Below are 24,493 nucleotides of genomic sequence, written 5' to 3' on the forward strand. Positions count from 1 at the left end.
CCTTATTCATTAGAGGCTTACATGAGCGCCAAAACCGTTACCATAGAAAGCAAAGATTATGTCTTTAACACCCTAAAAGAAGCGCAAAAATACTATGATGCAATCGTCAAAGAGCTATACGATGCCAAGCTAATCCTCACAACAGGTCAAGACTTTGAAGACTTAAAGTGGATATATACCGCCTACTGTAACTATACCAATCATGATGTAGATCGATTAAAAGAATCTGACATAGTTGGCTTCAAAGGTATAAGCACAGTACGACAAAATGCTGGGCAATATATTCCCACTGAATGTTGTGCCATTATTTTCTCAGATAATACCGAAGAAGAATTTTTTACTGATAAAGCCATTAAAGAGATCGCTATCAAGCAAAATCCACGTTAATTTGCAATTATTAAGCTAGGTATTTTTCTTGGCACTTCATCGTCAAACAATATTCAACGTTTTTTTTATAACTACACACTGAGAGATTACTCATGCCCTATCCAGCAGCTATAGACCCTAGTCTAGTCGGAGAATACGATGAGTATGCTGATTCGGGCGGTGGTTATTTCTTTGATGAAGTCTTAGAGTATAGGGTTTGGTGCTGTTCTAATAGCATTACAGAAGTTATAGATACTGATGACTATAAGCAAAATAACGCTAGCAATAGCAATTACCATGCTTATTACCGTGCCTTTGCCACCTATCAGCAAGCTTTAGCATTCGCTGCTAGTATTCAAAACGCAGAGACACCCGTGGCCTTAGTCAGACAGCTTGAATGGGTCGATCAGCCCTCACGAGGGGTCTACCTCCACCACAAAGGCGAGAGAATTACAGAATGGCAAGCTGAGTGGTTGGCTAGAGGTACAAGAGAAGCTAACGATATCCCTGAATTCCTGCAAAAGCATACTCAAGCTAAATAGTCATACCGTAATCAATGCCGTAATCAATGCCGTTAAGACGATAGCAAGACTTGCTTATCGGGATAGAGGAACAACCATTAGATAATTTTTGTGCTAAAAAATGCACTGAGCTTACTAATAATTGCTAATAATTGCTAATAACACTGAAATAACGAGAGCATACGGTCTATTTCATAACAGAATCTTGCCAAAGCACTATTAAATGAATTATTAACTGAGGATTAGAGATTTTAGACTCAGATCATTAGGCTAGATGGCCACATTGATGATTAGCTAAACACTGCAAATGTTGCAAGAGGATAGATATTGGTTTAAAATCCAGCCTTATGCTGTAGTTAAGCTACTAAAAACTGCTTTCTTCACTTTTATTTCACTATTTATCAATTAATCTTCAAATAGGTGTTGACAACATCTCTGTGATTCCCTAAAATACGCACACTCTTAGCGAGGGGCTATAGCTCAGTTGGTAGAGCACTTGCATGGCATGCAAGGGGTCAACGGTTCGACTCCGTTTAGCTCCACCATCTATTTATCTTAGTCTCGACTACATAAATATCGCTAGTAGGACAGTATCAGCACCTAGGCAAGGCTTTTTCTATTCATAGATAAGCACTCTGATATTGTGAAGTACCGTTGTAGCATTATTGAAAAATAGCCGCTATAACACTCTATGCGTCCCCATCGTCTAGAGGCCTAGGACACCGCCCTTTCACGGCGGTAACGGGGGTTCGAATCCCCCTGGGGACGCCACTATTCGGCGTCGCTTATTAGCACTTTTGCTTAGAGCTGTTTTCTTAGCATTAGATTAGACTAATAAGTAGCACTTCTAAAAAGCTCAATCACTACTTAGTGATTGGGCTTTTTTTTGCTGTCTATTTATCAGTACTAACTAGCGTTAATCGTAGTATTGTTACTAGCAAACAATCGTAAGCTTACAAGCTAAGGATACCTCTTAATACATCGAGGAGGACTTATTGGCTGTGCTTACAATACTAGCAGTTAGGACATAAAAAAAGCTTATTCACCTCTATTGTCCATGAGCTTTTTTATTAGTGATGTAGCAAGTTTTTCGGGGTTTGAGTGAGATAGCTTAAAATCATAAATATCATATAGTTAACGAATTTAACTTAGTACCCACATAACTTTACATTAACTCTAATTTGTCACACAAACTTACTGCTATATACACAAAACTAGTGTTTCTCTACTTAACAGTGTTATTAATAATTCACATTATTGACTATTATTAGCGAATATTCGTACAGCAGACTATTGTTGTTAATATGCTGAAATGAATGAATTAAAATAATCATTTTAACGTATGTAAATATGGGAATAGATCCCTATCATTTCATACTATTTATATAACACTGAGGAACATCTATGATACAAACTTACTCACCACAACGTCGCCCATCATGGCGCGGTGTAATTGCTGGTCTGGTAATGGGCTTGATAGTGGTTATGGCAATGATTGCCTTAGCTTTAGTTCTAAGCTCATTTTTACCTTTTGATTTAAAGGGCAGTAGTATTGCTGGTGGTATTTATGCTGCAATTACTGCTTTAGTTAGCGCTTTTGTAGCGGGTTATTTTGCTATCAAATTCTCAGCTCCAGAAGCTCTATTCGGTGATGGTACTGATATCGATCCTAAAGATGCTAGCTTGACAGGTATGCTTACTGCAGCCCTAATCGTGCTGCTAACTACTTTCTTTGCCATGAGTAGCGCTACTAGTATTTTAGCTACAGCTGGTAATGCAGTAGGTAGTACTGTGAGCACAGTTGCTAAAACTGCAGGTGGCGTAGTAGCCGCTGGTACATCAGCAGCTGGTACTGCAGCCGTTGCAGCACCTGATAGTACTGTAGAAAAAGTACAACAGTCAGCGCAAGACGTTTACCAAAAAGTATCTGGTAATATTAGCAAAGAAGATATCAATGCTTTGGTTGCTAAAAATACTCAAAACTTGAATGAGAAACAAATTGCAGCAACGACTAATGTATTAGACGATATGCTGAACAAGACTAAGAACGAAGTTAAAGAGATGGACTTCACTAGTGTCGATACTTGGCGCAACATTGATGACTATGCTAAAAACCGTATGGCATCAATCGAAGCTACGCTAAAAGGTCCTGAATTAGTGAACCGTCTGCAAGCTGAAGGCCTAACTGAAGCGCAAGCAACTGAAGTTCGTACTGAAGTTCAACAGTCATTCACTGAATATAAAGTTAAAACTGAGCAGTATGTTGCTGAAGCTCAGCAAACTTTAGATAACGGCTTACAACAAGCTGAAGAAGTTGCTCGTAAAGCAGCTTTATATAGTGGTTTATTCTGGTTAATCAGTGCTCTACTTACTTTTATCGCCGCTACTATGGGTGCCAAAAGTGCAGCTGCTAACTATCGTTTAGCTAAACCAATCATAACTTATGGTGATAACATTCGTTAAGCAGTAGTAAAAAACTTAATATAGAAAGCTTATATTAATTAAATTACTTATGTTAGAACGCAATGATTAGAGTCAAAGCATTTAAAAAGCCCGATCATTATGATCGGGCTTTTTCTATTAGCTTAAGCCAAATTACGACTTAGCCAAACTGTTAAAAGATAAGTTAAGCGACAAATAAGTACCAATCAATATCACTACTGAACCAATAATAGCGCCAATATCTAGTGCTTCACCTAGTAGAAAATAACCTAAGATAATGGCAAAAATAGGAATCACTAACGTAATGCTAGTAGCACGCATTGGGCCGATACTTTTAATAAGCTGGTTCATAAATACCAGCGCAATTGCGGTAGAAAATACGCCAATACAAATCACTGAACCCCACGCTTTTAAGCTAATACTTGCCCCATAGGGAAAGTTGTAAATAGCTACGGGTAGCATCACTAAGCTGGCAATAATTAACGACCCTGCGGTGATAGCTACTGGTGAGATATCCTCTAAGTAATTTCTAGTGACGTTGGCTCCTACTGCGTAGCCTACTGCACCTAATAAAGCATAGCCCATCGGTAGCAGTTTTGAGCCTAAGCCATTTGCTCCTTGCTCAGCAAATAGATTCTCACTCATCAAAATCACTACACCTATAACCCCAATAATTAGCCCTAATATTTGCTTTTTAGCCAGCTTCTCATTAAAAAAAGTACTCGCAATAAAGCCGCTCATCATCGGTACAGCAGCATTGAGTACCGCTAATACCCCTGCGTTCACTGATTGGGCTGAAAAAGAGAACAGCATAAAGGGGATAGCCGCAGAGAATAGACCTACAATGGTAAGCACCTTCCACTTTTTGCGGATACCTATTCGATCTTTTGGACTCAGGAATAAAAATACTATCATCACTAGCCCTGCAAATATTACTCGTAGACCGGCAAAAGCCAACGAGCCAAATTCAGGGACACCTATTCGATAAAATATAAAGGATATCGACCACATAAAGGACAGAGTTAAAAATATAATCAGGTCGCGTCTGCTCATTGCTCACTCAACTTAGACAGTTAGCACGATAGCGGTTTGGCTGTTATCTGCTAGTTTATAGAAATACGATGATGATAACGTTTTAACGGCAATTGAGGTGTTGTTATTTATGTATAGAAAGTCAGCCGCTCCTCTGATCCGTGATTAAATTTAATTGAACTATTTATGCTGGCATCGCGCCTAATTGTTTGATCTGCTAACACTATGAAACAGCTGACAAGAACACTAAGTTCAAGCTATTCATTTAGATGGTCATTTTAAAAAAGCACTTAGCTATTTTAGCTACGTGAATGACTCTAGCCACGTTAGTATTTGCCCCTCTGCTAGCAGCATTTTTACAAAACCAAGTATTTATCAGCATGGATTTATAGCATTATTACTGTCGATGCTTACTTTATTGCAAATTTATAGCGAGGTTTATATGAATAAAGTCTTAGTGATAACGATAGGACTGCTTCTGTCTAGCCAAGTATTCGCCGATTCAGCTTTTGATCAAGGCTTAGTTAGGATAAATGCTGTTGATGCCAATTACGTTTATAAAGACATGACTTTGGTTAACGATTTCTTTAAAACTGCAGAAGATAATTTCGCTAGTACCTTACCAATTAAAGTCAATATTTTGGTCGAAAATACGGCTGTAGTGACTACCCCTTTCTATAGTCGATTTGATTACCGTCTAACGCTCGCCTTGCCTGCCGATGAATTAGCAGAAATGAAACAATGGCTATCCTCAACCGACAACCTAAAGAATTTATGTATAAAATCCTTTTATCCTGCTAAGTATATGCAAGCAAATAACCATAAACTGGTTTATTCTTATCGTGATATAGACGACAAAGCTATTGCAGATGTGACTTTAACTACGGAAACTTGTAAAAAGGCGATTAGTACTACTAGCTAAAGCAGTGCTTTTTACAAAAACAGTTTCAAATAGCAAAATTATAATACCTCCGATCAGATAGCACCCTAAGTCTTCTATGCTAAAAGTATTGCCTAATAGCGTATAGGCCACACCTCCTTGTTTAAAACCGAGTAACTCTGCCAGTTTAAAATACTGGCTAAACTCGACGCTAAAGGCAAATATAAGGGTAAACAAAACCACTAACTGCTTATTTAGCTTAACAACAGTCATTAGGGCACTATATATCAGCATGATGACTAAAATATCACCAAAATAACTTCTCACCCATCCAGTGCTATAGTTAGCTATCACTATTTCGAGCAAAAATAGAACTATAGCTGACAGCAAATAGCCAACATGCAAACGAAATCTAGGTATTTTTGACAAGGCTGTTGCTCCGCAGATGGCCATTAATATGCCTTAAGCGTAACAAAGAAATCATGGATTTATCATAGAGTATCGAAGGATTATTTACTAAGATACGGTTTAAAACCATTAAAAATAGTTCAATAAATGCCAGCAGAATAAGCACTTCAATCAGCACAACCATCGACGCAAGTAAGCAATAATAGGAGTTCACAATGAACGATGAAACTAAAAAAAGACTTACAATATTACTTGAAGAGTTACTCACCACTGCAAACTCAGAGTCAAGGCAAGAAGAAATAAATGCTGAAGTCGATAAGTTATCTCCCGACCCTTTTTGGAGTGACTATATCTTTTGGAGTAACGACTATTTAAATGACAACGAAAATGAAGACGAAGACGAAAATAAAAAGGTCAGCCTAAATTATGACAAGTTGTTTAAGAAGATTGCTGAGTACCCAAATTCTTCTGAGTATAAAACCAAGACTCTAATTATAAAGCTCGTTGAACAGCTGATCGCTAGAGATTTCTCTAACGCTAGTGAAGTTGATATGGTAAATGAGATTAATGAGCTGTCTCCCGATATCAATTGGATGAATTATGTTTTTGCTGATAAGTGTTGCATAAATAGTGACGGCAGTCTTGATAAAGAAAAGTTTTTAAATAAGATCTTTAATGAGAGCTGGAACGAGAATTTTCGCTGAGAATAAAAGCTGAATGTTTAAATACCATTCGATAGTAAGGTGTAGGGTGCAACCCGCGCACCGAAGTATTCAAAAAATTATTTATTGCTACAAACTATAGTTATTGCATAGTAAGCCGATGGTGGTCGCAAGCTGTGTCCAACCTAATGAGTAATGCATACTTTGGCCCCTATCAGGTATACACAGACAAGCAAAAGGTGCGATTAGCTACCCCTTGAAGGCAACTAGTAAAGGTCATGCCATAAAAAAGCCCAATCCCCTACTTTGACTGGGACTGGGCTTTCTATCATACTAAGCTGAATTAACTATTAAGCCGCGTTTTTACTCTCGGCAGCTAACTGACGTAGCACATAGTGCAACACCCCGCCATGACGGACGTATTCGCGCTCTTTTGGCGTCTGTAGCATGACGTTGACATCAAAGCTCTCAGTCGAACCATCAGCACGAGTGGCAGTAACTTTTGCCGTCTTGCTCTCTCCATTATTTAGACCAGTAATGCTAAGCACTTCTGAACCATCAAGGTTGTGAGTTGCTGCATTCTCGCCTTCCTTAAAGGTCAAGGGCAACACACCCATACCGACTAAGTTTGAACGGTGAATACGCTCAAACGAGCTAGTCAATACTGCTTTTACGCCTAGTAGAATAGTTCCTTTGGCTGCCCAATCACGACTAGAGCCAGAGCCATATTCTGCTCCGCCAAGCACTACCAGCGGACGCTTATCTTGTTTATACTTCATCGCTGCATCATAGATGGCCATCTCTTGACCGTCTTGTAACGTAGCTTTATCCCCACTGAAGTAATAAGTATAACCGCCCTCTTTACCACCCATCATCGTATTTTTGATGCGGATGTTAGCAAAGGTGCCACGAGTCATGACCGCATCGTTACCACGGCGCGAGCCATAGCTATTGAAGTCGGCTTGTAGCACACCGCGCTCTTGCAAGTATTTGCCAGCAGGCGATTCCGGATTGATATTGCCAGCAGGTGAGATGTGGTCAGTAGTGATTGAGTCACCAAATAGACCTAAAATACGGGCGCCTTCGATATCTAGGATGCCTTCTGGCTCCATAGTCATCCCATCAAAGAACGGCGGATTTTTAATATAGGTCGACTCCTCGCTCCAAGGATATAACTGACTATCGGCTGAACTAATGGCATTCCATGCTTCACTACCGTCAAAGACTTCACCATAGTTTTTGCGGAACATATCAGCATCGATGTTATTAGCAATCAGCTCATTAATCTCGTTCGATGTCGGCCAAATATCTTTTAAGAAAACGTCATTGCCTTGTTGATCTTGCCCTAGAGGCTGCGTCGTCAAGTCAATATCAACAGTACCTGCCAGCGCATAAGCTACCACTAAAGGCGGCGAAGCTAAGTAGCTTGCCTTGACATGCGAGTGAATGCGACCTTCAAAGTTACGGTTACCTGAGAGCACTGCAGCGGCAACTAAGTCCTTGTCTTCGATGCCTTTTTCGATACTTTCAAGTAAGGGCCCTGAGTTACCGATACAAGTGGTACAACCGTAGCCAACTAAGTAGAAACCAGTTTTTTCTAGCTCTTCCATCAGCTTGCTCTTTTCTAAGTAGTCAGTGACGACTTTAGAACCTGGGGCTAATGAGGTCTTAACCCAAGGCTTAGCTTTTAGGCCTTTTGCGGCCGCTTTTTTAGCGACTAAGCCTGCGCCAATCATTACCGCAGGGTTTGAGGTATTAGTACAAGAGGTAATAGCAGCAATAACGACTGAGCCATCACGTAACTGGTGGCTTTCCTCATTAATATTGACATCAGAGTATACATTTGGCTTAGCATAGAGCCTATCAGCCTGCTCTTGCTCACCGCCCTCTTCATCAAAACGCTCTTTGCCTTTAATTTCCGATTTACGATCTTTAGTCATTTTCGCTAAAGTTTCGCCAAATTTTTCGTGCATATCAGACAGATTAATACGCTGCTGCGGCAAATTAGGCCCAGCAAGCGCTGGCTGAACACAAGATAAATCTAGCTCTAACTTGCTTGAGTAGGTCGCAGATGGCGTATCAGCATCATGCCATAAACCTTGCGCTTTAGCATATTCCTCAACCAGCTCAATCTGGGCTTCTTCACGACCTGATAAGCGTAAATAATCAATCGCCATTTTGTCAATTGGGAAAATCCCGCACGTTGCGCCATACTCTGGTGCCATATTGGCAATGGTGGCTCGATCCGCAAGCGGCATACTATGTAAGCCTTCACCATAAAACTCGACAAACTTGCCAACCACGCCATGAGCCCGTAGCATCTCAACCACGCGTAGTACCAAATCCGTAGCAGTGACGCCTTCATTGAGCTTGCCTGTCAGCTCAAAACCAACCACTTGTGGAATAAGCATCGATGACGGTTGACCAAGCATAGCGGCTTCAGCTTCAATGCCGCCTACGCCCCAACCAAGTACGCCGATACCATTAATCATAGTGGTATGACTATCAGTGCCAAATACCGTATCAGGATAAGCGGTTAGCTCACCATCGATAGCAACAGCCATCACTACGCGGGCCAGATATTCGAGGTTTACTTGATGCACAATACCAGTCGCTGGCGGTACGACCACGAAGTTTTCAAAAGCGTTCTTGCCCCAATGCAAAAACTCATAACGCTCATTGTTCCGTTTAAATTCGATTTTCTCGTTTAGATCTAACGCATCTTCACGGCCATAGGCATCAACTTGTACTGAGTGGTCAACCACCAGCTCACTAGGGATAAACGGATTAATTTGCTCGGCCTTGCCGCCAAGCTCAACTATCGCATCACGCATCGCGGCTAAATCGACCACAGAAGGCACGCCAGTAAAATCCTGCAACACTACACGTGCCGGCATAAAGGCAATCTCTTTTGACGCTTCAGCACCAGCATCCCAATTAGCAACGGCTTCAATATGAGCTTTGCCGACAGACTGGCCACCATCTTCATTACGCAATAGATTCTCTAGTACGATTTTCATACAAAATGGCAGTTTATTAATGTTCTCGTAGGTTTTAGCCAAGGCAGGCAAACTATAGTAAGCATGTTCCTTGCCATTGACCGAAAGGGTATCTTTTACGTTGAAAATATCACTCATGGTAGCTTCCTTATCTACATTATAGTTTCTAACTTTTAGAATCTAGGGCATAGATTATTATGATTTATTGTTATGACAGGTGGCTATATATTAACGACATATTACTATTAAACTTTCTATCTTTATTTCATAAGCTGGTTAAAAAAATTTACCCGTACCAGCGTAGTGATTTACAGCAACTGCCTTTTACTATAACAATTAACCTTACCGTTGTTAACCCTAGATAAGTAGTGAATAGTAACAAAATAGCAAATAAAACAGCTGTTTAGTAGGGGAATCATATTGTTTTAACCACGGTTTTGACGACCACTACGAAACACATAGCTATCCTCATAAAAGCTAGGATCAGCATTCTGCGCCCAATAATGTGGGACACCCAAAATAGGCAAAGGGGCAAGCTGACGTGGGGTAACGGCCTGTTGTGATAGGAGTTCGTCCATCTTATCTGCTAGATATTGATCTAGACAGGCTAAGCGCTCGGCTAGTGGCAAAGCAAAGAACTCAGCCTCAACGTGGATAACCGTACTATGCGCGCACAAAGCCTTGCGCGGCTGTATCAACTGCTCTAGTAACGCATGACCAAAGATATAGACCGCAGCCTTTGCCTGAGGTTTTGCTTGATAAGGATGATCAAAATCATCACGTGGCGTCACTAAGCTGCCCTGCCAATCAAAATCGATCAGAGCCTCGCCAATACTAGGGTTAGCAGTGACTAATACAGCGCCATTCTCATCGAAGACGGTGATAGTGTCACGCACTCGCCCACGACTATCGCCATTCCCCTGCTTAGCAAGCTCATCCATATGATAATAATTAAGTAATGCCTTTGTCTTAGGGAAAGTCAGCCAAATACTGCCATTAAATAAGTCATGCAAATTATTGCGAGTCGGAATGTTGCCTGTAGTGGCAATAAAATGCTCATAACCCTGCCCTTCTGGCAGTGCATCTTGGGCTACAAACTTTAACAGGTGCGCTCGCTGGCCTATACTAGGTTTGGTCTGTGCAGGCTGATTTTGCTCATTTTTTAGGCGCTGCAACAGTGCCGTGTTTAATAATTGTGCAATAACAGTATTACTCTGAGTTGCTGGTTGTTTACCAGAACTGTCGTCATTATCTTTTGACTCACTGAGCTCTTGCACCTGCTGGCTCAAATAGTCTAGTTCGCTTAGATGGCATAACCAAGGTGCCTGCCAATCGATAGCGGCAAAGCTTTTATCTAAGCTTAGGGGGCTAGGTATCGTTGAGTCCACCGTTAGTTTAGACAGCGTTTTAGGTGACTCTACAGATGAAAAGGTAGTGCTAGTCATGATAACGATCTCTATTAGATATAAGCCTTCATTATGTGAACTTATTATGCAAATTGGATTAAATTTGGCGGTTAAGCTCATGGTATCATAGGGCGCTTTTTTAGCAGCAGATTACCCCCTATTTATAGCAATAGCAGAGTACCTTTTATTTATGGCCAATTTTAACACTCACCTTAATGTCGCATTTGCCGTTAGTGGTATCACTGCTTTGACTATCTATAAGACAGGATTGATAGATGATTCGGGGTTTTTGATGTGCGTAGCCTTAGGTACTGCTGGCGGTCTATTACCCGACCTAGATTCAGATCACTCTACCCCGATCAAGCTTGGCTTTAACTTAGCCTCATTTATATTTGCTTTTGGCTTAGTGATGCACTGGCGCAGCGACCTTAGCTTGCTAGCGCTGATGGCATTATGGTTGGCAGGCTATGGTTTTATGCGCTATGTAGTATTTCATGTTTTCACTACTATGACTGTGCACCGTGGCGTCATCCATTCAGTGCCCTACATGGCTATATTAGGCTTAGGGTTCACTTATATAAGTTATTATATAATGCACAATCCGCTCACAGCCAGCTGGTTTTACGGGTTGTTTTTATTCGGTGGTGCTCTTGTGCATCTGAGCTTAGATGAGCTGTATAGTGTCAATCTATCAGGCATGCGCATGAAGCGCTCATCGGGTACTGCAATGAAGTTTTATCAGCATAAAGACCGTTGGTGGTACTTGCTTTTATATGCTCTACTGGCTGTATTGGTATATTTTGCTCCGCCCTTTGAGACATTTTTACAGCAAGTAAGTGATCCAGCACCTTGGGCACAGCTTAGAGTAGATATGCTGCCAGCTATGATGGAAGACCTACTTAGGTAAACCTGCGCCATCAGTACACTTTATCAATCGAACTTTATTAGCTAAATATCATTAGCTAAACTTTATCAACTAATCAGTAGAGCCAAGACTATATGCCACTATGCCCCTGCCGAGTCTCGCCTTCATTGAGTTTGTTGACTACGCCGATAGCGTATAGCGACTGCTGTCAGCCTTATCACGATGCTGTTGACGTGAATCACAGCGCTGACTCTAATACCCCCAAAGCGGATAGCGCTGAGCGCTTAATGCGTACTCGCTACAGTGCTTTTGTATTACAAAAGGCAGGTTATATCGTCAAGACTACAGTGCCCGCCCAGCAGCCATTACTCGATATCAAGGATATTGAATCATGGGCGCAGGAGACTAATTGGGCAGGATTAGAAATACTGAGTCATACGCCAAAACTCGCTAAGCGTCATGCACAAGTTGAGTTTAAGGCTTATTACCATACCGCAGAAGGCATCAAAGCGCATCATGAGTTATCAAGCTTTGTGAAGATAGCTGAGCGCTGGTACTTTTTAGACCCGACGGTTGCTATGACCATTAGTCAAAAGCAGCCGTGTCTGTGTGGCTCAGGGGAGAAGTTTAAGCGTTGTTGTGGTGGATATTTATCCTAAACACTCGCCCCAACTGCCCGTGCAATGGCAATGCCTTCATCTATAGTTAAGAACTTACGCTGGCTCGGACTGTCTTTATATAGAATGTCGCCATCTTGGAATATCAGGCACTCATTAACGGCTAGCTGTTGCCATTTTTCATTTTTGGTTAATGGTATAGTTACCAAGATGGTGACTTTATCTTTATCCGTAGTCACTTCACCAAAGTTGATAGATATCTCGTCATCAGCCAACTGCGCATCACCAAATGGGGCTTGGCGTGTGAGATAAAACAATAAGCTGCCAGCATAAGCCAACTGCCAAGAGCCGTTAGAGATCAAGCAATTAAACAAGCCATTAGCAGATAAATAACGACATTGAGTGGTTAAAAAGTTAAATAGCGTTTGATCATCAGGGCGGCTTTTAAAGCTGCTCTTTAGGCGGTTAATCAAATAACAAAACGCCATTTCAGAATCGGTTGAGCCAACAGGCTGACAATGTGAGGCATTGCCATTATCCTGCAAGCGCTGACAGCGTTTTATAAATTCTTTATTCATCTGACCGTTGTGAGCAAATACCCACTGCTCGCCCCATACTTCACGCACGAAAGGATGAGTATTGGCTAAGCAGTTTTGACCTTGAGTAGCCTTACGGATATGTGCGATGACGTTCATTGCTTTGATCGGGTAACTATTGATTAAGTCAGCAACAGGTGACTCATGGCTAGGACGATTGTCATGAAATAAGCGTAATCCGGTTGATGCATTATCTGTGCCGTCAACATTACTACAGTCACTGCGCTCAAAAAAGGCAATACCAAACCCATCTTCGTGGCTATCAGTCATACCGCCACGGCGACGAAAACCTGCAAAGCTAAACCCTATATCAGTTGGAATATTACAGTTCATGCCTAAGAGTTGACACATTTAAAGAGTACCGCCTTTGTTAGTTGGAGCGCTAGGATCACTCGTTATTTGGTTTGATGGATTTTCTGAGATAATACCTAATTCTGCATCGCTCATTTCGGCGAGTAAACTGGCGCCATCAACACCCTCATTATTGACTCCGTTTAGAATACGCTGCGCTTGAGCAAAATCTGTATTCTCTACCCATAACACCATGCCAGAGTTCATACCTGGAATAGCGCTAAGCGGCTGTAAAGAGACCGTAATACCATTGTTACGTAGCAGATTGGCGTGCAGCTCACCTTGCATATTAGTGTCATAACGCGCCAGTTTGTGCCAGTTATCAGCTTGGTTGCTCATAAGGTCATCCTTCGGGTCTAGGCTATTAGTTTTTGTAACCTTAGTCGCCAATAAATCAGAAAATCTATAAGTAGCTAAGGTCTTGATAATAGATAAGGTCAATGCGCAATAGGCCTGTACAAAATAGTAAGAGATAAACTAGGATTACTGCTACTAGCCGCCAAACCCTGTAGACCAATTAATTTGATCAAGCGGATAACTATCGATATGAAAACCATTAGGATAATCTTTAAAACCGGGCTGAGCTTGTAGCTGTTTAATCGCCGCTTGAGCTTGTTGCTCAGTAGTAAAAACACCGATTATTTTAAAATCTTCGACATCATTTGTGCGGCTATCATCTTTATAAACCGCATGCTCAAGCACATACACTGTATCTTGAGCTTTTTCAACATGTGACCAATGATAAGCGGCAAGGCGTTTCATTAAGTCAGGGTTTTTGACCATAATATTATCGCCAGTACGCCCTTCAGTGCGGTTGTAATGAATAACGTTTAGGCGCAATAACCAAAATATCACCGCAGCTTTAGCTAGCATCACTGGTAACGCGCGCTGCTCATCACTAGCCAGCATTCTTTTTGACTGATAACCGTCTAAGAAAGCTTTCATTTTACTACGATCAAAATTAACTGACTCCCCTTGCTCGGCATCACCCCAAGTAGTACAAAAGTCATTAATAGTGATGGCAATATCCATTACATAATGGTCGACGCTAACTTCAGTAAAATCGAGCAAACCAGTCAATTTGGCATTGGCTTGTGGTCCATTGCTAGCGGGTAAGTCCCAAAGGGTGTTATCAGCGAACATATCGAGATGACAGAGACCTTTAGGCAAAGTAGCCAGCGGCAAGTCAGTATAGGATTGCCAAATATCGCGCATTAATTTGGCTTCATCACCCGGCATAAACTGGATCTCGCGGTCACGTACTTGCGCCCACGGGTATAATGCAACGCCATAATCTTCACTAGGCTGCAACGCTTGCAGGGTTTCATGCAGCAACGCCAAAGCCGCTCCAATCTCATGGCACATCGCTTGAGTGGTTTGCTTAGGATGCTCGCCAGCCAAACATGGCACTAGAGTTATGGCTTTGTTCTGGTAATGAATGACATAGCGTTGATCGTCGCTCGCATCATTAACATTAGCATCATTAACATTAGCATCTGCTGCATTAAGCAACGCTAGCGGGGCAGCAACCGGTAATTTACCAACCAGCTGATTGAGTATCACCGCCATCTTTTCGATATCTGTTGCTGGACGCTCTTCAAATAAGGTAAAGACGTAAGAGTGCTCACCATCGCTATCTTCCGTCGTTTGAATAAACCAGTTAGAGTTTTTGATCCCTTGAGTAATAGGAATCGCTCGGGCAAAAGACACCCCAAAGCTTTGACAAAAGGTTGAAAATTGCTCATTGGTTAACTGGGTATAAACGGACATGGGCGTTCTCGTAAAAAATGAATGAATAGGAAATTATGATCAATAAGAAGTTTAATAGCTAAAATTTAGATGACAATAGTGACAATAAAGGTATCTATAAGCAAACATTAAATAGCAGGGTAGAAATTTGGCGAAAATGCGCCGAATATAGTAATGATTTTAGTATAGCCAGTTTAAAATAATAGCTTAATGCTTATAACAGGGTGCTGCTGTCGTAAACGGCTATTGTATAATGCTATTGATCAAACAAAAACGGCAAAACCGACTATAGCCATTTTATTTTAATAGCGACTTTATCTGCATAGACACTTAGTATTAATAGCCAATTTGTCATAGTCATAGTCAAGAAGCGTATAGGCTATGCACTTTTGGCGATCTGTAAGCCTTTTTCAATTGATAAATAAATCGGCTGTTTAGGGATATCTTGATGGGCGATTCTACCCTCTGCAAAAATCACGCACTCATTGACTGCTAGCTGCTGCCAATCTTCATTAGTAGTCAGCGGTATAGTTGCTAATACGGTTATAACATCATCAGGATCATTAACTTGCTGAAAATCAATACTGATATCAGCATCAACTAAAGTAGCTAGACCAAAAGGCGCTTGGCGCGTGACATAAAACAATAAAGTATTAGCATAACTTAATAACCAGTCGCCATTGGATAATAGACAGTTAAATAGACCATAATCGGCCAAAAAGCGACATTGTTCAGTTAAAAAGCCAAAAAGGGTTTTATCATCAGGTTTCTGCTCAAAATTATCTTTGAGCTGATTAAGTAAATAACAAAAGGCAAATTCTGAATCAGTGTCGCCTACTGGACAGTAATAATGAGACACTCCTTGCCTGATAGGGTCGCTGTCAGTCGCCTGTTCAATAGTCATCTTACCATTATGAGAAAACGCCCAAGACTCGCCCCATATCTCACGTACAAAAGGATGGGCATTGCGCAGTAAGCTATCATCAGACTTACGTAAATGCACTATAGTATTGAGCGCTTTAATCTTAGCGTTAGCTACTAATTCTGCAATTGGTGAGTCCATAGCTGCACGATCATCACAGTAGATGCGCAACCCAGTAGGCTCAAAATAGGCCACACCAAAGCCATCAACATGATCATCAGTTAAGCCACCACGACGGCGAAATCCACCAAAAGAAAAACCAATATCTGCAGGATTTTTACTATTAACCCCAAGCAGTTGACACATAAATACCCTTAGCATTTGTTTTGTAAAAAAGTAACGAGTATCATAGCATTTTATATTATTTACCTTTGTATTCTTCTACTATCCAATAGGCGGTTTCATGCTAGCAAAACGTATCATACCTTGTTTGGATGTCGATAATGGCCGCGTGGTAAAAGGCGTACAATTTGTCGATATAAAAGATGCTGGTGATCCAGTTGAAGTGGCCAGACGCTACAATGAACAAGGGGCGGATGAAATTACCTTTTTGGACATTACGGCGACTAATGATGAGCGTGATACTACTTATCATACTGTTGAGCGTATGGCAGAGACCGTATTTGTACCGTTAACCGTTGGCGGCGGGGTACGCAAAATTGCTGATATCCGTAATTTGCTTAACGCTGGCGCAGATAAAGTAGCGATTAATTCAGCAGCAGTATTTACTCCTGAATTCGTAGGCGAAGCGGCACAGAAATTTGGTAATCAATGTATCGTAGTGGCTATCGACGCCAAGCGCGTAGCTGACATAACGGTTGATGGCCTGCTAGTACCACGTTGGGAGATTTTCACTCATGGTGGACGTAAGCCAACTGGTATTGATGCCGTTGCTTGGGCGGCAAAAATGGCGGCTCTAGGCGCAGGTGAATTGTTAGTCACTTCAATGGATGGCGATGGCACTAAAAAAGGCTATGATTTAGCGCTTATGCAGCGAATTACTAGCTTAGTTAATGTGCCAGTAATTGCCTCAGGTGGCGTTGGTAACCTGCAACATTTAGCTGATGGAGTACTAAAAGGTGGCGTCGATGCGGTGCTAGCTGCCAGTATTTTTCACTTCGGTGAACATACTATTCTTGAGGCCAAACAGTACATGACTGCTCAAGGCATAGCTATGCGTTTGTAACCTGACTTTGAAATACCATTAGTAGCCAAATGTCGTGCATATTTGTCAATGTTCAACAGACCCTTTATATAGAAAAATGCTATCATAGCGCTAACTATTTATTTTCGTTTTGTTTTTAGTCAATTAGTCGTTTAAAAATTGATTGAAGCCTTAAACAATAATTTAATTCCTCATTTTAATAAGTAACAAAGGATAGCTTTATGTCAAATCTAAAACAGCAGCGTGATGATGTTACTCATATTGATGGCAACTTGCATCAAAATGAAGACGCTCGTATCGGTATTGTCGTGGCTCGTTTCAACGGTTTTGTAGTTGAGTCATTAGTTGATGGCGCTATCGACGCCTTATTACGTCATGGCGTTTTGGGTAGCAATATCACTGTTATCCGTGTGCCTGGTGCTTTTGAATTACCGTTAGTTGCTCAGCGTGCTGCCGAATCAGATCGTTTTGACGCTATCGTAGCTTTGGGTGCTATTATCCGTGGTAGCACGCCACACTTTGACTTTGTAGCTAGCGAATCAGCCAAAGGTCTAAGTAGTGTTGCTACTGATTATAATATTCCAGTAAGTAATGGGGTATTGACTACTGATACTATTGAACAAGCTATCGAACGTTCAGGTACTAAAGCTGGCAATAAAGGCTCAGAAGCTGCCATGGTAGTCCTAGAAATGATCGCTGTATTGTCGCAGTTAGATATCGACGATAGCGATGATGTTGCTTAATTTGACAGCGTTGATAAGCAGCTGATTACCGCTTTTTGAATTTTATTGTCTGATTATAATTTAATAGGCGCTGTGGTTAACCATCATGGCGTTTAAGCTTTAAGATGTACTGATAATATTTATCAGTCGACTACTATTTAACAGCATTGTTTAGAATCGTTAGTGAACACTATTGATTAAAACCACTATTTAACATTTAGGTATTTTTCCCTTATGACTGACCAACTCAAGCGCGCCATTAGCGCTGCGAAAACAGCACAAACCAATTTTGAGCAAGCTGAAGCTATAAGCTTAGCGAGCAGTAGTGCTGGTGACCAACACTTCGATATGAGTGAGTCTTCTTATAAGACTAGTCACACTGCTGTGCGTAAGGCACGGCGCTTTGCTATGCAAGGTCTTTATGAATGGCTAATGACTGATCGTCGCTTTGATACCAGCGGTAAACTAGGTTGGAAAGACAATGCGCCGCATGACATTGCTGCGCGTACTCGTGCCACTAATGCTATGCATACAGTGCATATTGGTTACTATCATGAAATGATGCGTGATATTCCAGAACAAATCCAAGCACTAGATGCCCTTATTAGTCAGCAGTTAGACCGTGAAGTCGATAAGTTAGATACTGTTGAGCATGCTATTTTGCTTATTGGTGCTTATGAGCTGCAAAACCGCTTAGAAATTCCATATAAAGTAGTTATGGATGAAGCGATGAAGCTTAATAATCACTTTGGTGCTACTGATGCACACAAATTAATTAATGCGGTACTCGATAGAATGGCCGTTGAGTTACGTGCTGCTGAAGTACAAGCAGACACTAAGGCTAATAAGCGCAATTCACAAAAACCAGCTGTAGTAAAAGTAGCCGCTAGTACAAATGAGCCAGCCATTAGTGCTGAAACAGATAGCAGCGCAACCGCTTCTACTAAGCCACGTATTAGTGCTAATAATGCTAGTGTCAAACGTAACCGTCCCACTAAAGTAAACGCTGGAACTAGTACCGCTCAAGCGGCAGCAGCCAATACCAAAAAAGCGCAACAACAAAGCGTAAAGCCAGTAGCTGCGCCACAAAAAGACGAAAGTGTTGCTGAAGATGCGGTTATTAATGACAAGGTTATTAATGAAAAAGCTATCGATACTACTGCTGAACAAAATAGCGTATTAACGGTAGCAACGACTGTCGCTAACGATGATGCTACTGTCGATAATAGCGCGGCTGTACTAGCCGTAGAAGATAGTCTAGTAGCAGATGATGCAGTAGCAGAAACAATAACAAGCAACGTAGCAGAGCAAACTGCAGAAAAGGTGACTAACAGCGATCAAGCAGATAACGAACAATCAGATACTGTTGCAACTGATAGTACTGTTGCAGATGCTACTGTTAATAGAAGCCAAGACTAATCATGACTGAGTTTGAGCTGATTGAGCGTATATTTTGCCAGTTGCAAGCAGCGCTACCCTTACCGGCTGATATCGAAAAAGGTATTGGCGATGATGCGGCGGTCATGGGCCTGCCTACTGGGGCGCGCTTAGTCAGCTGTATCGATACCTTAGTTCAAGGGCGGCACTTTAGCGCTGATTGGTCAGAGGTGCAAAGACTGGCTTTTGCTATTGGCTATAAAGCCGTAGCGGTTAATGTCTCAGACTTAGCGGCTATGGGTGCAACGCCACACAGCATTTTATTAGCGCTAGCCTTGCCTGAGCGCCTTGCTTATGAGCAGTGGTTAACTGAGTTTGCCAAAGGTCTATTTCATGCTTGCCAATTATTTGGCGTCACCCTTATTGGCGGTGACACTACGCGTAGCGACAATCTAGTATTGAGCGTTAGTGCTCAAGGTCTTTTGAACTCGAACACGCCAGCGGTCTATAGGTCAGGCGCACAAGTGGGTGATAAAGTTTATGTTTCGGGTACCCTTGGCGATGCCAGTTATGCGTTGCAACACCCTGATAATGTGACTGGGCTTGAGCTCAGCCATCGTTTACATATGCCCACTCCACGTATCACGCTGGGGGCTAAGCTAGCACAAATCGGTGCGACGGCGATGATAGATATCTCTGACGGCCTTTATCAAGACTTAGGTCATATCTGCCAACAAAGCGCTGTCACTATGCGTATTGATCTTGAGCGCTTGCCAACCAGCAGTGCTTTAGCCAAAGTTGATTTATCTGAGCGTCTATTATGCCAATTAGCAGGTGGGGATGATTATGAGTTGGCTTTTACTTTGCCCGCTGATATCGAACCGCCTATCGATAATACTGCCGCTAGCTGTATCGGCGAGGTTATTGCCATCGCTGCTGATACCCCTGAAGATCAGAACAGCAACCCTACCTTAATGCTAAATCCTATCCTGTTTTATCAAGGACAGGCAGTAACTGTTGAGCAGCCAGCACCTTTTAATACGCTACCTACGCTCACTGGTTATCAACACTTTACAGGTTAGATCATGACTGACGACTCATCTAAACATAGCACTAAGCCTGATATTAGCAAAGCTAATGACTGCCCGTCTCTACCCGCCAATGCCAGTGCGCTGGATAGTGTTGTCTATTGGTTAGGTATTGGTCTAGGCAGTGGGTTGCCACGTCGTGCGCCAGGTACTTGGGGTACAGTCGGTGGCTTGCTTATCGCCGTACCACTCATGAGCTTAGGCTTTACGGCATTTTTTATTATTACTTTGCTATCCTGCGTGGTTGGGGTATGGATATGTGGGCGTACCTCAGAGCTAATGGGTGTCCATGACGATCCGCATATTGTTTGGGATGAGTGGTCAGGTATCTGGATTACTTTATTGCCTTTTTCTTATCTAGGCGTAAGTACTGCTACTTTTTGGCATGATATTACCCAAGCATTGGGCATCCTCTCTTTAGCCCTTGCTTTTATCCTGTTTCGGTTTTTTGACATTATTAAGCCACCACCAATTGATTGGGCGGACAAGAAAGTCGCTGGCGGTTTGGGGATTATGCTTGACGATATCATAGCTGGTATTATGGCTGCCGTTATATGGATGATCGCCATAACGGGCATTATGCTTTAAAGCTTTATTGTATAGCTATAGTGGCCATCATAAGAGCTAATACTAAGCCTATTAACTGCTTTATAAAGAGTATTTATCAAAATAAATAGTATTGATAAAAAGTGCTTTATCACTATTAATTTGATAAATAGGTCTTATCTAAGCACAGGTTTAGCAAAAAGATATAGACCTAACACTTTTATAACATTATATATTTTTTGTATTCACAAGTTTTTATCAACAACTTTGCGTTATAATTAAGTCATACCTTGTTACATTTGTGGCTTTATTTTAGCAATATCTTTTAGGAATACTATGACTTCATCTCTTTCTGTCGTTATCCTCGCTGCCGGTAAAGGCACTCGTATGCAATCGGCTAAGCCAAAAGTATTGCAAACCTTAGCGGGCAAGTCTTTATTAGGTCATGTATTAGATACTTGTCATCAGCTGACTGTCGATGACACTATCGTGGTTTATGGCTTTGGTGGCGATCAAGTGCAGACAGCAATTGATGATCAATATGCACATTTATCTATCACTTGGGTGGCACAAACAGAACAGTTAGGTACTGGCCATGCGGTAAAGGTTGCTCTAGATAAGCTACCTAAAGAAGGTCAAAGTCTAATCCTATATGGTGATGTACCGTTAGTTAGTGGTCGAACTTTGACTTTATTGCGAGCGGCCAATACCAACGGCATGTCAATGCTAACTTTGACAGTCAATAATCCTTTTGGCCTAGGTCGTATTAAGCGTAACAGCAATGGTGACATTGAAGCTATCGTTGAGCAAAAAGACGCTAGTAGCGCTGAGCAGCAGATTACTGAGATTAACAGTGGTATTTACTGCGTTGATAATGCCCTACTGCATAAATACTTGCCTAAATTGTCCAATGATAACGCGCAACAAGAGTACTATCTCACTGACATCGTAAAAATGGCGGTAGCAGATGGTATTAGTATTGCAGCGATTGAGCCTGAGCATGCCTTTGAGATCGAAGGGGTTAATAACCGTCAGCAGCTCGCAAGCTTAGAGCGCTCATGGCAGAGTAAGCTAGTCCATGATTTACAAGTGGCTGGCGTCCAGTTTGCTGATCCGACACGAGTTGATATTCGGGGCAGCTTGACGGCTGGTCAAGATGTATTCATAGATATTAACGTAGTGTTTGAGGGCGATTGTACCTTAGGGGATAACGTCTATGTCGAAGCTGGCTGCGTCATTAAGAGCTCACAGCTAGGTAACGCTTGCCACATAAAGCCTTATTGTGTCATCGATCATGCGCAAGTAGGTGCTGGGGTAGATGTTGGTCCGTTTGCTCATCTGCGCCCTGATACCGTATTGTCTGATAACAGTAAAGTTGGCAACTTCGTTGAAATCAAAAAGTCGGTTATCGGTAAAGGCAGTAAGGTCAATCACCTTAGCTATATTGGCGATGCAACCGTTGGTACTAATGCTAACATCGGTGCTGGTACTATCACTTGTAACTATGACGGTGTCAATAAGTCACAAACTATTATCAACGATAATGCCTTTATTGGCTCTAATTCAAGCTTAGTCGCCCCAGTGACTATCGGCAAAAATGCTACGGTCGGTGCTGGTTCAGTGATTACTGATGATGTAGACGCTGATGCCTTGGCATTGGCTCGAGGACGCCAAGTTCAGAAGTCAGGTTTTCAAAGACCCATCAAGTAATGGCATGGCGCTAAGAGCTTAAATAGTTCTAGCTGGTATGAACAACCTAATAAATATCAAGTAGCGTAGCAAGGTTTGCAGCGCTGCTTAATAGTATTTAACTAACCTATATTTTTACAGCCCTTCTAATTTAATAAATAACCAAATAACCAAATATATTTAATTTAAGGAATAGCCATGTGTGGAATCGTAGGCGCAGTCGCTGAACGTAATATTGCCAATATCTTACTTGAGGGTCTCAAGCGTTTAGAGTACCGAGGTTATGACTCTGCTGGTCTCACAGTAATTCGTGATGGCGAGCTGCATCGTGAACGTCAAGTTGGCAAAGTGCAAGCATTGGTCGATGCTGTCGCTATCAATCCTGAGTTTTTTGATGGTCATATCGGTATTGCTCATACCCGTTGGGCGACTCATGGCGAACCTGCACAGCGTAACGCACATCCGCATGTATCTGGCAAAATCGCTGTGGTGCATAACGGTATCGTTGAGAACTATGCTGAGCTCAAAGAAGAGCTGATCGCTAAAGGCTATGAGTTTACTTCACAAACTGATACTGAAGTTGTGGCGCATCTGATTAATGACCTTTATAAACAGACTCCTGATTTATTAGAAGCAGTACGTGCAGTCATTCCCTTATTACATGGCGCTTTTGCCCTAGGCATTGTGCATGTAGATAGCCCAGAGGAATTAATTACCGTACGTCTAGGCTCGCCATTAGTGATTGGTGTAGGCATCGGTGAGAACTTTATCGCATCCGATCAACTAGCACTGTTACCAGTAACCAACCGCTTTATGTACCTAGAAGAAGGTGACATTGCCAAGCTGACTCGTAATAGTATTCAAATATTTGCTGATGGTGTAGAAGTCAGTCGTAAGATTCATGAGATAGATGCACAGCAACATAATGCCGATAAAGGCGAGTTTAAGCACTATATGCTCAAAGAGATCTATGAGCAGCCAGATGCAGTCGCTCGCACTTTAGAGATGGCCATTGATAGCACTAACACCTCAAAGCTACGTGATGATTTCTTACAACGTCATGAGGATCAGCTGTCCGGTATTCGTAACATTCAAATATTAGCTTGTGGTACTAGCTATCATGCTGGCATGGTGGCTAAGTACTGGTTTGAAAACTTAACCCGTCTGCCCTGCTCAGTTGAAGTGGCAAGCGAATTTCGCTATCGTAACCCAGTAGTAGTCGATAACTCGTTAGTGATTTGCATTTCGCAATCTGGTGAGACTGCTGACACTTTATCGGCTCTACGTGATACTCAAAAGCAAAAGCCTACTGGCTTGGTGAGTCTGGCCCTGTGTAATGTCGCCACCTCGTCATTAGTCCGTGAGACTGATATTTACTTGCCTACCCTTGCAGGTCCTGAGATTGGCGTAGCTTCGACTAAGGCTTTCACCACTCAGCTGGTCGCTTTAATGTTACTAGTATTAAAAGTCGGCGCTACTCAGCAGCGTATGGATAGCGAGCGTTTAGGCACTTTACTTAGTGAACTACAGCAGTTGCCTGGTCAGCTTTATGCCAGCTTACATTTAGACGCTGCTATCAAAACCATGAGCGAAAGCTTTGAGGATAAGAAAAGCTGCCTATTCTTAGGCCGTGGTCTGCAGTTTCCAATAGCCCTTGAAGGCGCACTGAAACTTAAAGAGATCTCTTATATCCATGCTGAAGGTTACGCAGCAGGCGAGCTCAAACATGGTCCATTAGCTTTGGTTGATAAAGACATGCCTATCGTCGTGTTGGCCCCTAAAGACAGCATGTTCGATAAGCTTAAAGCCAATATGCAAGAAGTTCATGCTCGTCATGGTGAGCTGTTCGTATTCGCTAGTGAATCCAGCAAAATGGTCGCCGAGGATCGTATGCATGTGGTCAATGTACCTGATGTTTGTGAAACTCTTGCACCGATTGTTTATAGTGTGCCGGTACAGCTTCTGTCGTATCATGTGGCCGTCATGCGCGGTACGGACGTTGATCAGCCACGTAATTTGGCAAAATCTGTTACGGTTGAGTAAACACTTTCTTACTGACTCTCACTTGTGTAGGCGAGTAATAAAGTATC

Annotated in this window: 22 protein-coding genes and 2 tRNA genes; 16 read left to right on the forward strand and 8 right to left on the reverse strand. The window is 42.0% G+C overall.

Going from position 1 to position 24,493, the window contains the following annotated elements; translation table 11 throughout:
* The first annotated feature begins 21 nt into the window (after positions 1-21).
* From KZA12_RS07900 to KZA12_RS07920, 5 genes are all read left to right on the forward strand, one after another.
* A complete protein-coding gene (locus KZA12_RS07900) occupies positions 22-387 on the forward strand; it encodes a hypothetical protein (protein WP_218689848.1) in 366 nt (121 codons plus the stop codon).
* 92 nt (positions 388-479) lie between these two features.
* Positions 480-908 carry a hypothetical protein gene (locus KZA12_RS07905; RefSeq protein ID WP_218689849.1) on the forward strand — a complete coding sequence of 143 codons (429 nt, stop codon included), beginning with the start codon at positions 480-482 and terminating at the stop codon, positions 906-908.
* A gap of 448 nt (positions 909-1,356) precedes the next feature.
* Positions 1,357-1,432: transfer RNA gene (locus tag KZA12_RS07910), tRNA-Ala, on the forward strand.
* A gap of 150 nt (positions 1,433-1,582) precedes the next feature.
* Positions 1,583-1,658, forward strand: a tRNA-Glu gene (locus KZA12_RS07915).
* Positions 1,659-2,291: 633 nt separating this feature from the next.
* Positions 2,292-3,350, forward strand: coding sequence for a hypothetical protein (locus KZA12_RS07920; protein ID WP_218689850.1), 1,059 nt, complete (start codon positions 2,292-2,294; stop codon positions 3,348-3,350).
* Between the two features lie 132 nt (positions 3,351-3,482).
* On the opposite strand, the gene KZA12_RS07925 is transcribed toward KZA12_RS07920, so the two are convergent.
* The gene (locus KZA12_RS07925; protein ID WP_218689851.1) at positions 3,483-4,382 is read right to left on the reverse strand and encodes a DMT family transporter; all 900 of its coding nucleotides are present in this window, start codon (positions 4,380-4,382) and stop codon (positions 3,483-3,485) included.
* A 421-nt stretch (positions 4,383-4,803) separates the two neighbouring features.
* Between KZA12_RS07925 and KZA12_RS07930 the strand changes: the two genes are divergently transcribed.
* Positions 4,804-5,283 carry a hypothetical protein gene (locus KZA12_RS07930; protein WP_218689852.1) on the forward strand — a complete coding sequence of 160 codons (480 nt, stop codon included), beginning with the start codon at positions 4,804-4,806 and terminating at the stop codon, positions 5,281-5,283.
* Here the strand turns inward: KZA12_RS07930 and KZA12_RS15055 are convergent.
* A complete protein-coding gene (locus KZA12_RS15055) occupies positions 5,239-5,694 on the reverse strand; it encodes a DUF2809 domain-containing protein (protein ID WP_218689853.1) in 456 nt (151 codons plus the stop codon). The genes KZA12_RS07930 and KZA12_RS15055 overlap by 45 nt on opposite strands.
* Positions 5,695-5,864: 170 nt before the next feature.
* Here KZA12_RS15055 and KZA12_RS07940 point away from each other — a divergent pair, with 170 nt between their 5' ends.
* Complete coding sequence (locus KZA12_RS07940; RefSeq protein ID WP_218689854.1) at positions 5,865-6,353, forward strand: hypothetical protein; 489 nt, start codon at positions 5,865-5,867, stop codon at positions 6,351-6,353.
* Positions 6,354-6,661: 308 nt separating this feature from the next.
* Here the strand turns inward: KZA12_RS07940 and acnA are convergent, their stop codons facing one another.
* Positions 6,662-9,448, reverse strand: a complete 2,787-nt coding sequence (gene acnA / locus KZA12_RS07945; RefSeq protein WP_218689855.1) for an aconitate hydratase AcnA — start codon at positions 9,446-9,448, stop codon at positions 6,662-6,664.
* Between the two features lie 287 nt (positions 9,449-9,735).
* Positions 9,736-10,755: a DUF3025 domain-containing protein gene (locus KZA12_RS07950; RefSeq protein ID WP_218689856.1), complete on the reverse strand. Its 1,020-nt coding sequence runs from the start codon at positions 10,753-10,755 to the stop codon at positions 9,736-9,738.
* A 151-nt stretch (positions 10,756-10,906) separates the two neighbouring features.
* On the opposite strand from KZA12_RS07950, the gene KZA12_RS07955 reads away from it, so the two are divergent.
* Both KZA12_RS07955 and KZA12_RS07960 read left to right on the forward strand, forming a co-directional pair.
* The gene (locus KZA12_RS07955; protein ID WP_201623367.1) at positions 10,907-11,623 is read left to right on the forward strand and encodes a metal-dependent hydrolase; all 717 of its coding nucleotides are present in this window, start codon (positions 10,907-10,909) and stop codon (positions 11,621-11,623) included.
* A 92-nt stretch (positions 11,624-11,715) separates the two neighbouring features.
* Positions 11,716-12,240, forward strand: coding sequence for a YchJ family protein (locus KZA12_RS07960; RefSeq protein ID WP_218689857.1), 525 nt, complete (start codon positions 11,716-11,718; stop codon positions 12,238-12,240).
* Here the strand turns inward: KZA12_RS07960 and KZA12_RS07965 are convergent.
* The 4 genes from KZA12_RS07965 to KZA12_RS07980 form a co-directional block, all read right to left on the reverse strand.
* Positions 12,237-13,145: a class II glutamine amidotransferase gene (locus KZA12_RS07965; RefSeq protein ID WP_201623369.1), complete on the reverse strand. Its 909-nt coding sequence runs from the start codon at positions 13,143-13,145 to the stop codon at positions 12,237-12,239. The two genes, KZA12_RS07960 and KZA12_RS07965, sit on opposite strands and share 4 nt — an antisense overlap.
* The gene (locus KZA12_RS07970) at positions 13,146-13,484 is read right to left on the reverse strand and encodes a hypothetical protein (protein WP_227677266.1); all 339 of its coding nucleotides are present in this window, start codon (positions 13,482-13,484) and stop codon (positions 13,146-13,148) included. It lies immediately after the preceding gene.
* A 153-nt stretch (positions 13,485-13,637) separates the two neighbouring features.
* Positions 13,638-14,915, reverse strand: a complete 1,278-nt coding sequence (locus KZA12_RS07975) for a homoserine kinase (protein ID WP_218689858.1) — start codon at positions 14,913-14,915, stop codon at positions 13,638-13,640.
* A gap of 358 nt (positions 14,916-15,273) precedes the next feature.
* Positions 15,274-16,122, reverse strand: a complete 849-nt coding sequence (locus tag KZA12_RS07980; RefSeq protein ID WP_218689859.1) for a class II glutamine amidotransferase — start codon at positions 16,120-16,122, stop codon at positions 15,274-15,276.
* Positions 16,123-16,219: 97 nt separating this feature from the next.
* Between KZA12_RS07980 and hisF the strand changes: the two genes are divergently transcribed.
* From hisF to glmS, 7 genes are all read left to right on the forward strand, one after another.
* Positions 16,220-17,002, forward strand: a complete 783-nt coding sequence (hisF, locus tag KZA12_RS07985; protein ID WP_218689860.1) for an imidazole glycerol phosphate synthase subunit HisF — start codon at positions 16,220-16,222, stop codon at positions 17,000-17,002.
* A gap of 200 nt (positions 17,003-17,202) precedes the next feature.
* Positions 17,203-17,724, forward strand: a complete 522-nt coding sequence (gene ribE / locus KZA12_RS07990; protein WP_201623373.1) for a 6,7-dimethyl-8-ribityllumazine synthase — start codon at positions 17,203-17,205, stop codon at positions 17,722-17,724.
* A 213-nt stretch (positions 17,725-17,937) separates the two neighbouring features.
* The gene (gene nusB, locus KZA12_RS14900) at positions 17,938-19,122 is read left to right on the forward strand and encodes a transcription antitermination factor NusB (RefSeq protein WP_256932889.1); all 1,185 of its coding nucleotides are present in this window, start codon (positions 17,938-17,940) and stop codon (positions 19,120-19,122) included.
* A gap of 2 nt (positions 19,123-19,124) precedes the next feature.
* The gene (thiL, locus tag KZA12_RS08000; protein WP_218689861.1) at positions 19,125-20,162 is read left to right on the forward strand and encodes a thiamine-phosphate kinase; all 1,038 of its coding nucleotides are present in this window, start codon (positions 19,125-19,127) and stop codon (positions 20,160-20,162) included.
* Positions 20,163-20,165: 3 nt separating this feature from the next.
* A complete protein-coding gene (locus KZA12_RS08005; protein ID WP_201623376.1) occupies positions 20,166-20,756 on the forward strand; it encodes a phosphatidylglycerophosphatase A in 591 nt (196 codons plus the stop codon).
* Positions 20,757-21,050: 294 nt separating this feature from the next.
* A complete protein-coding gene (gene glmU / locus KZA12_RS08010; RefSeq protein WP_218689862.1) occupies positions 21,051-22,424 on the forward strand; it encodes a bifunctional UDP-N-acetylglucosamine diphosphorylase/glucosamine-1-phosphate N-acetyltransferase GlmU in 1,374 nt (457 codons plus the stop codon).
* Positions 22,425-22,601: 177 nt separating this feature from the next.
* The gene (gene glmS, locus KZA12_RS08015; RefSeq protein ID WP_218689863.1) at positions 22,602-24,446 is read left to right on the forward strand and encodes a glutamine--fructose-6-phosphate transaminase (isomerizing); all 1,845 of its coding nucleotides are present in this window, start codon (positions 22,602-22,604) and stop codon (positions 24,444-24,446) included.
* Positions 24,447-24,493: the final 47 nt, after the last annotated feature.

Origin of the sequence: Psychrobacter sp. BF1 (assembly GCF_019279065.1) — a bacterium.
Taxonomy (GTDB): domain Bacteria; phylum Pseudomonadota; class Gammaproteobacteria; order Pseudomonadales; family Moraxellaceae; genus Psychrobacter; species Psychrobacter urativorans.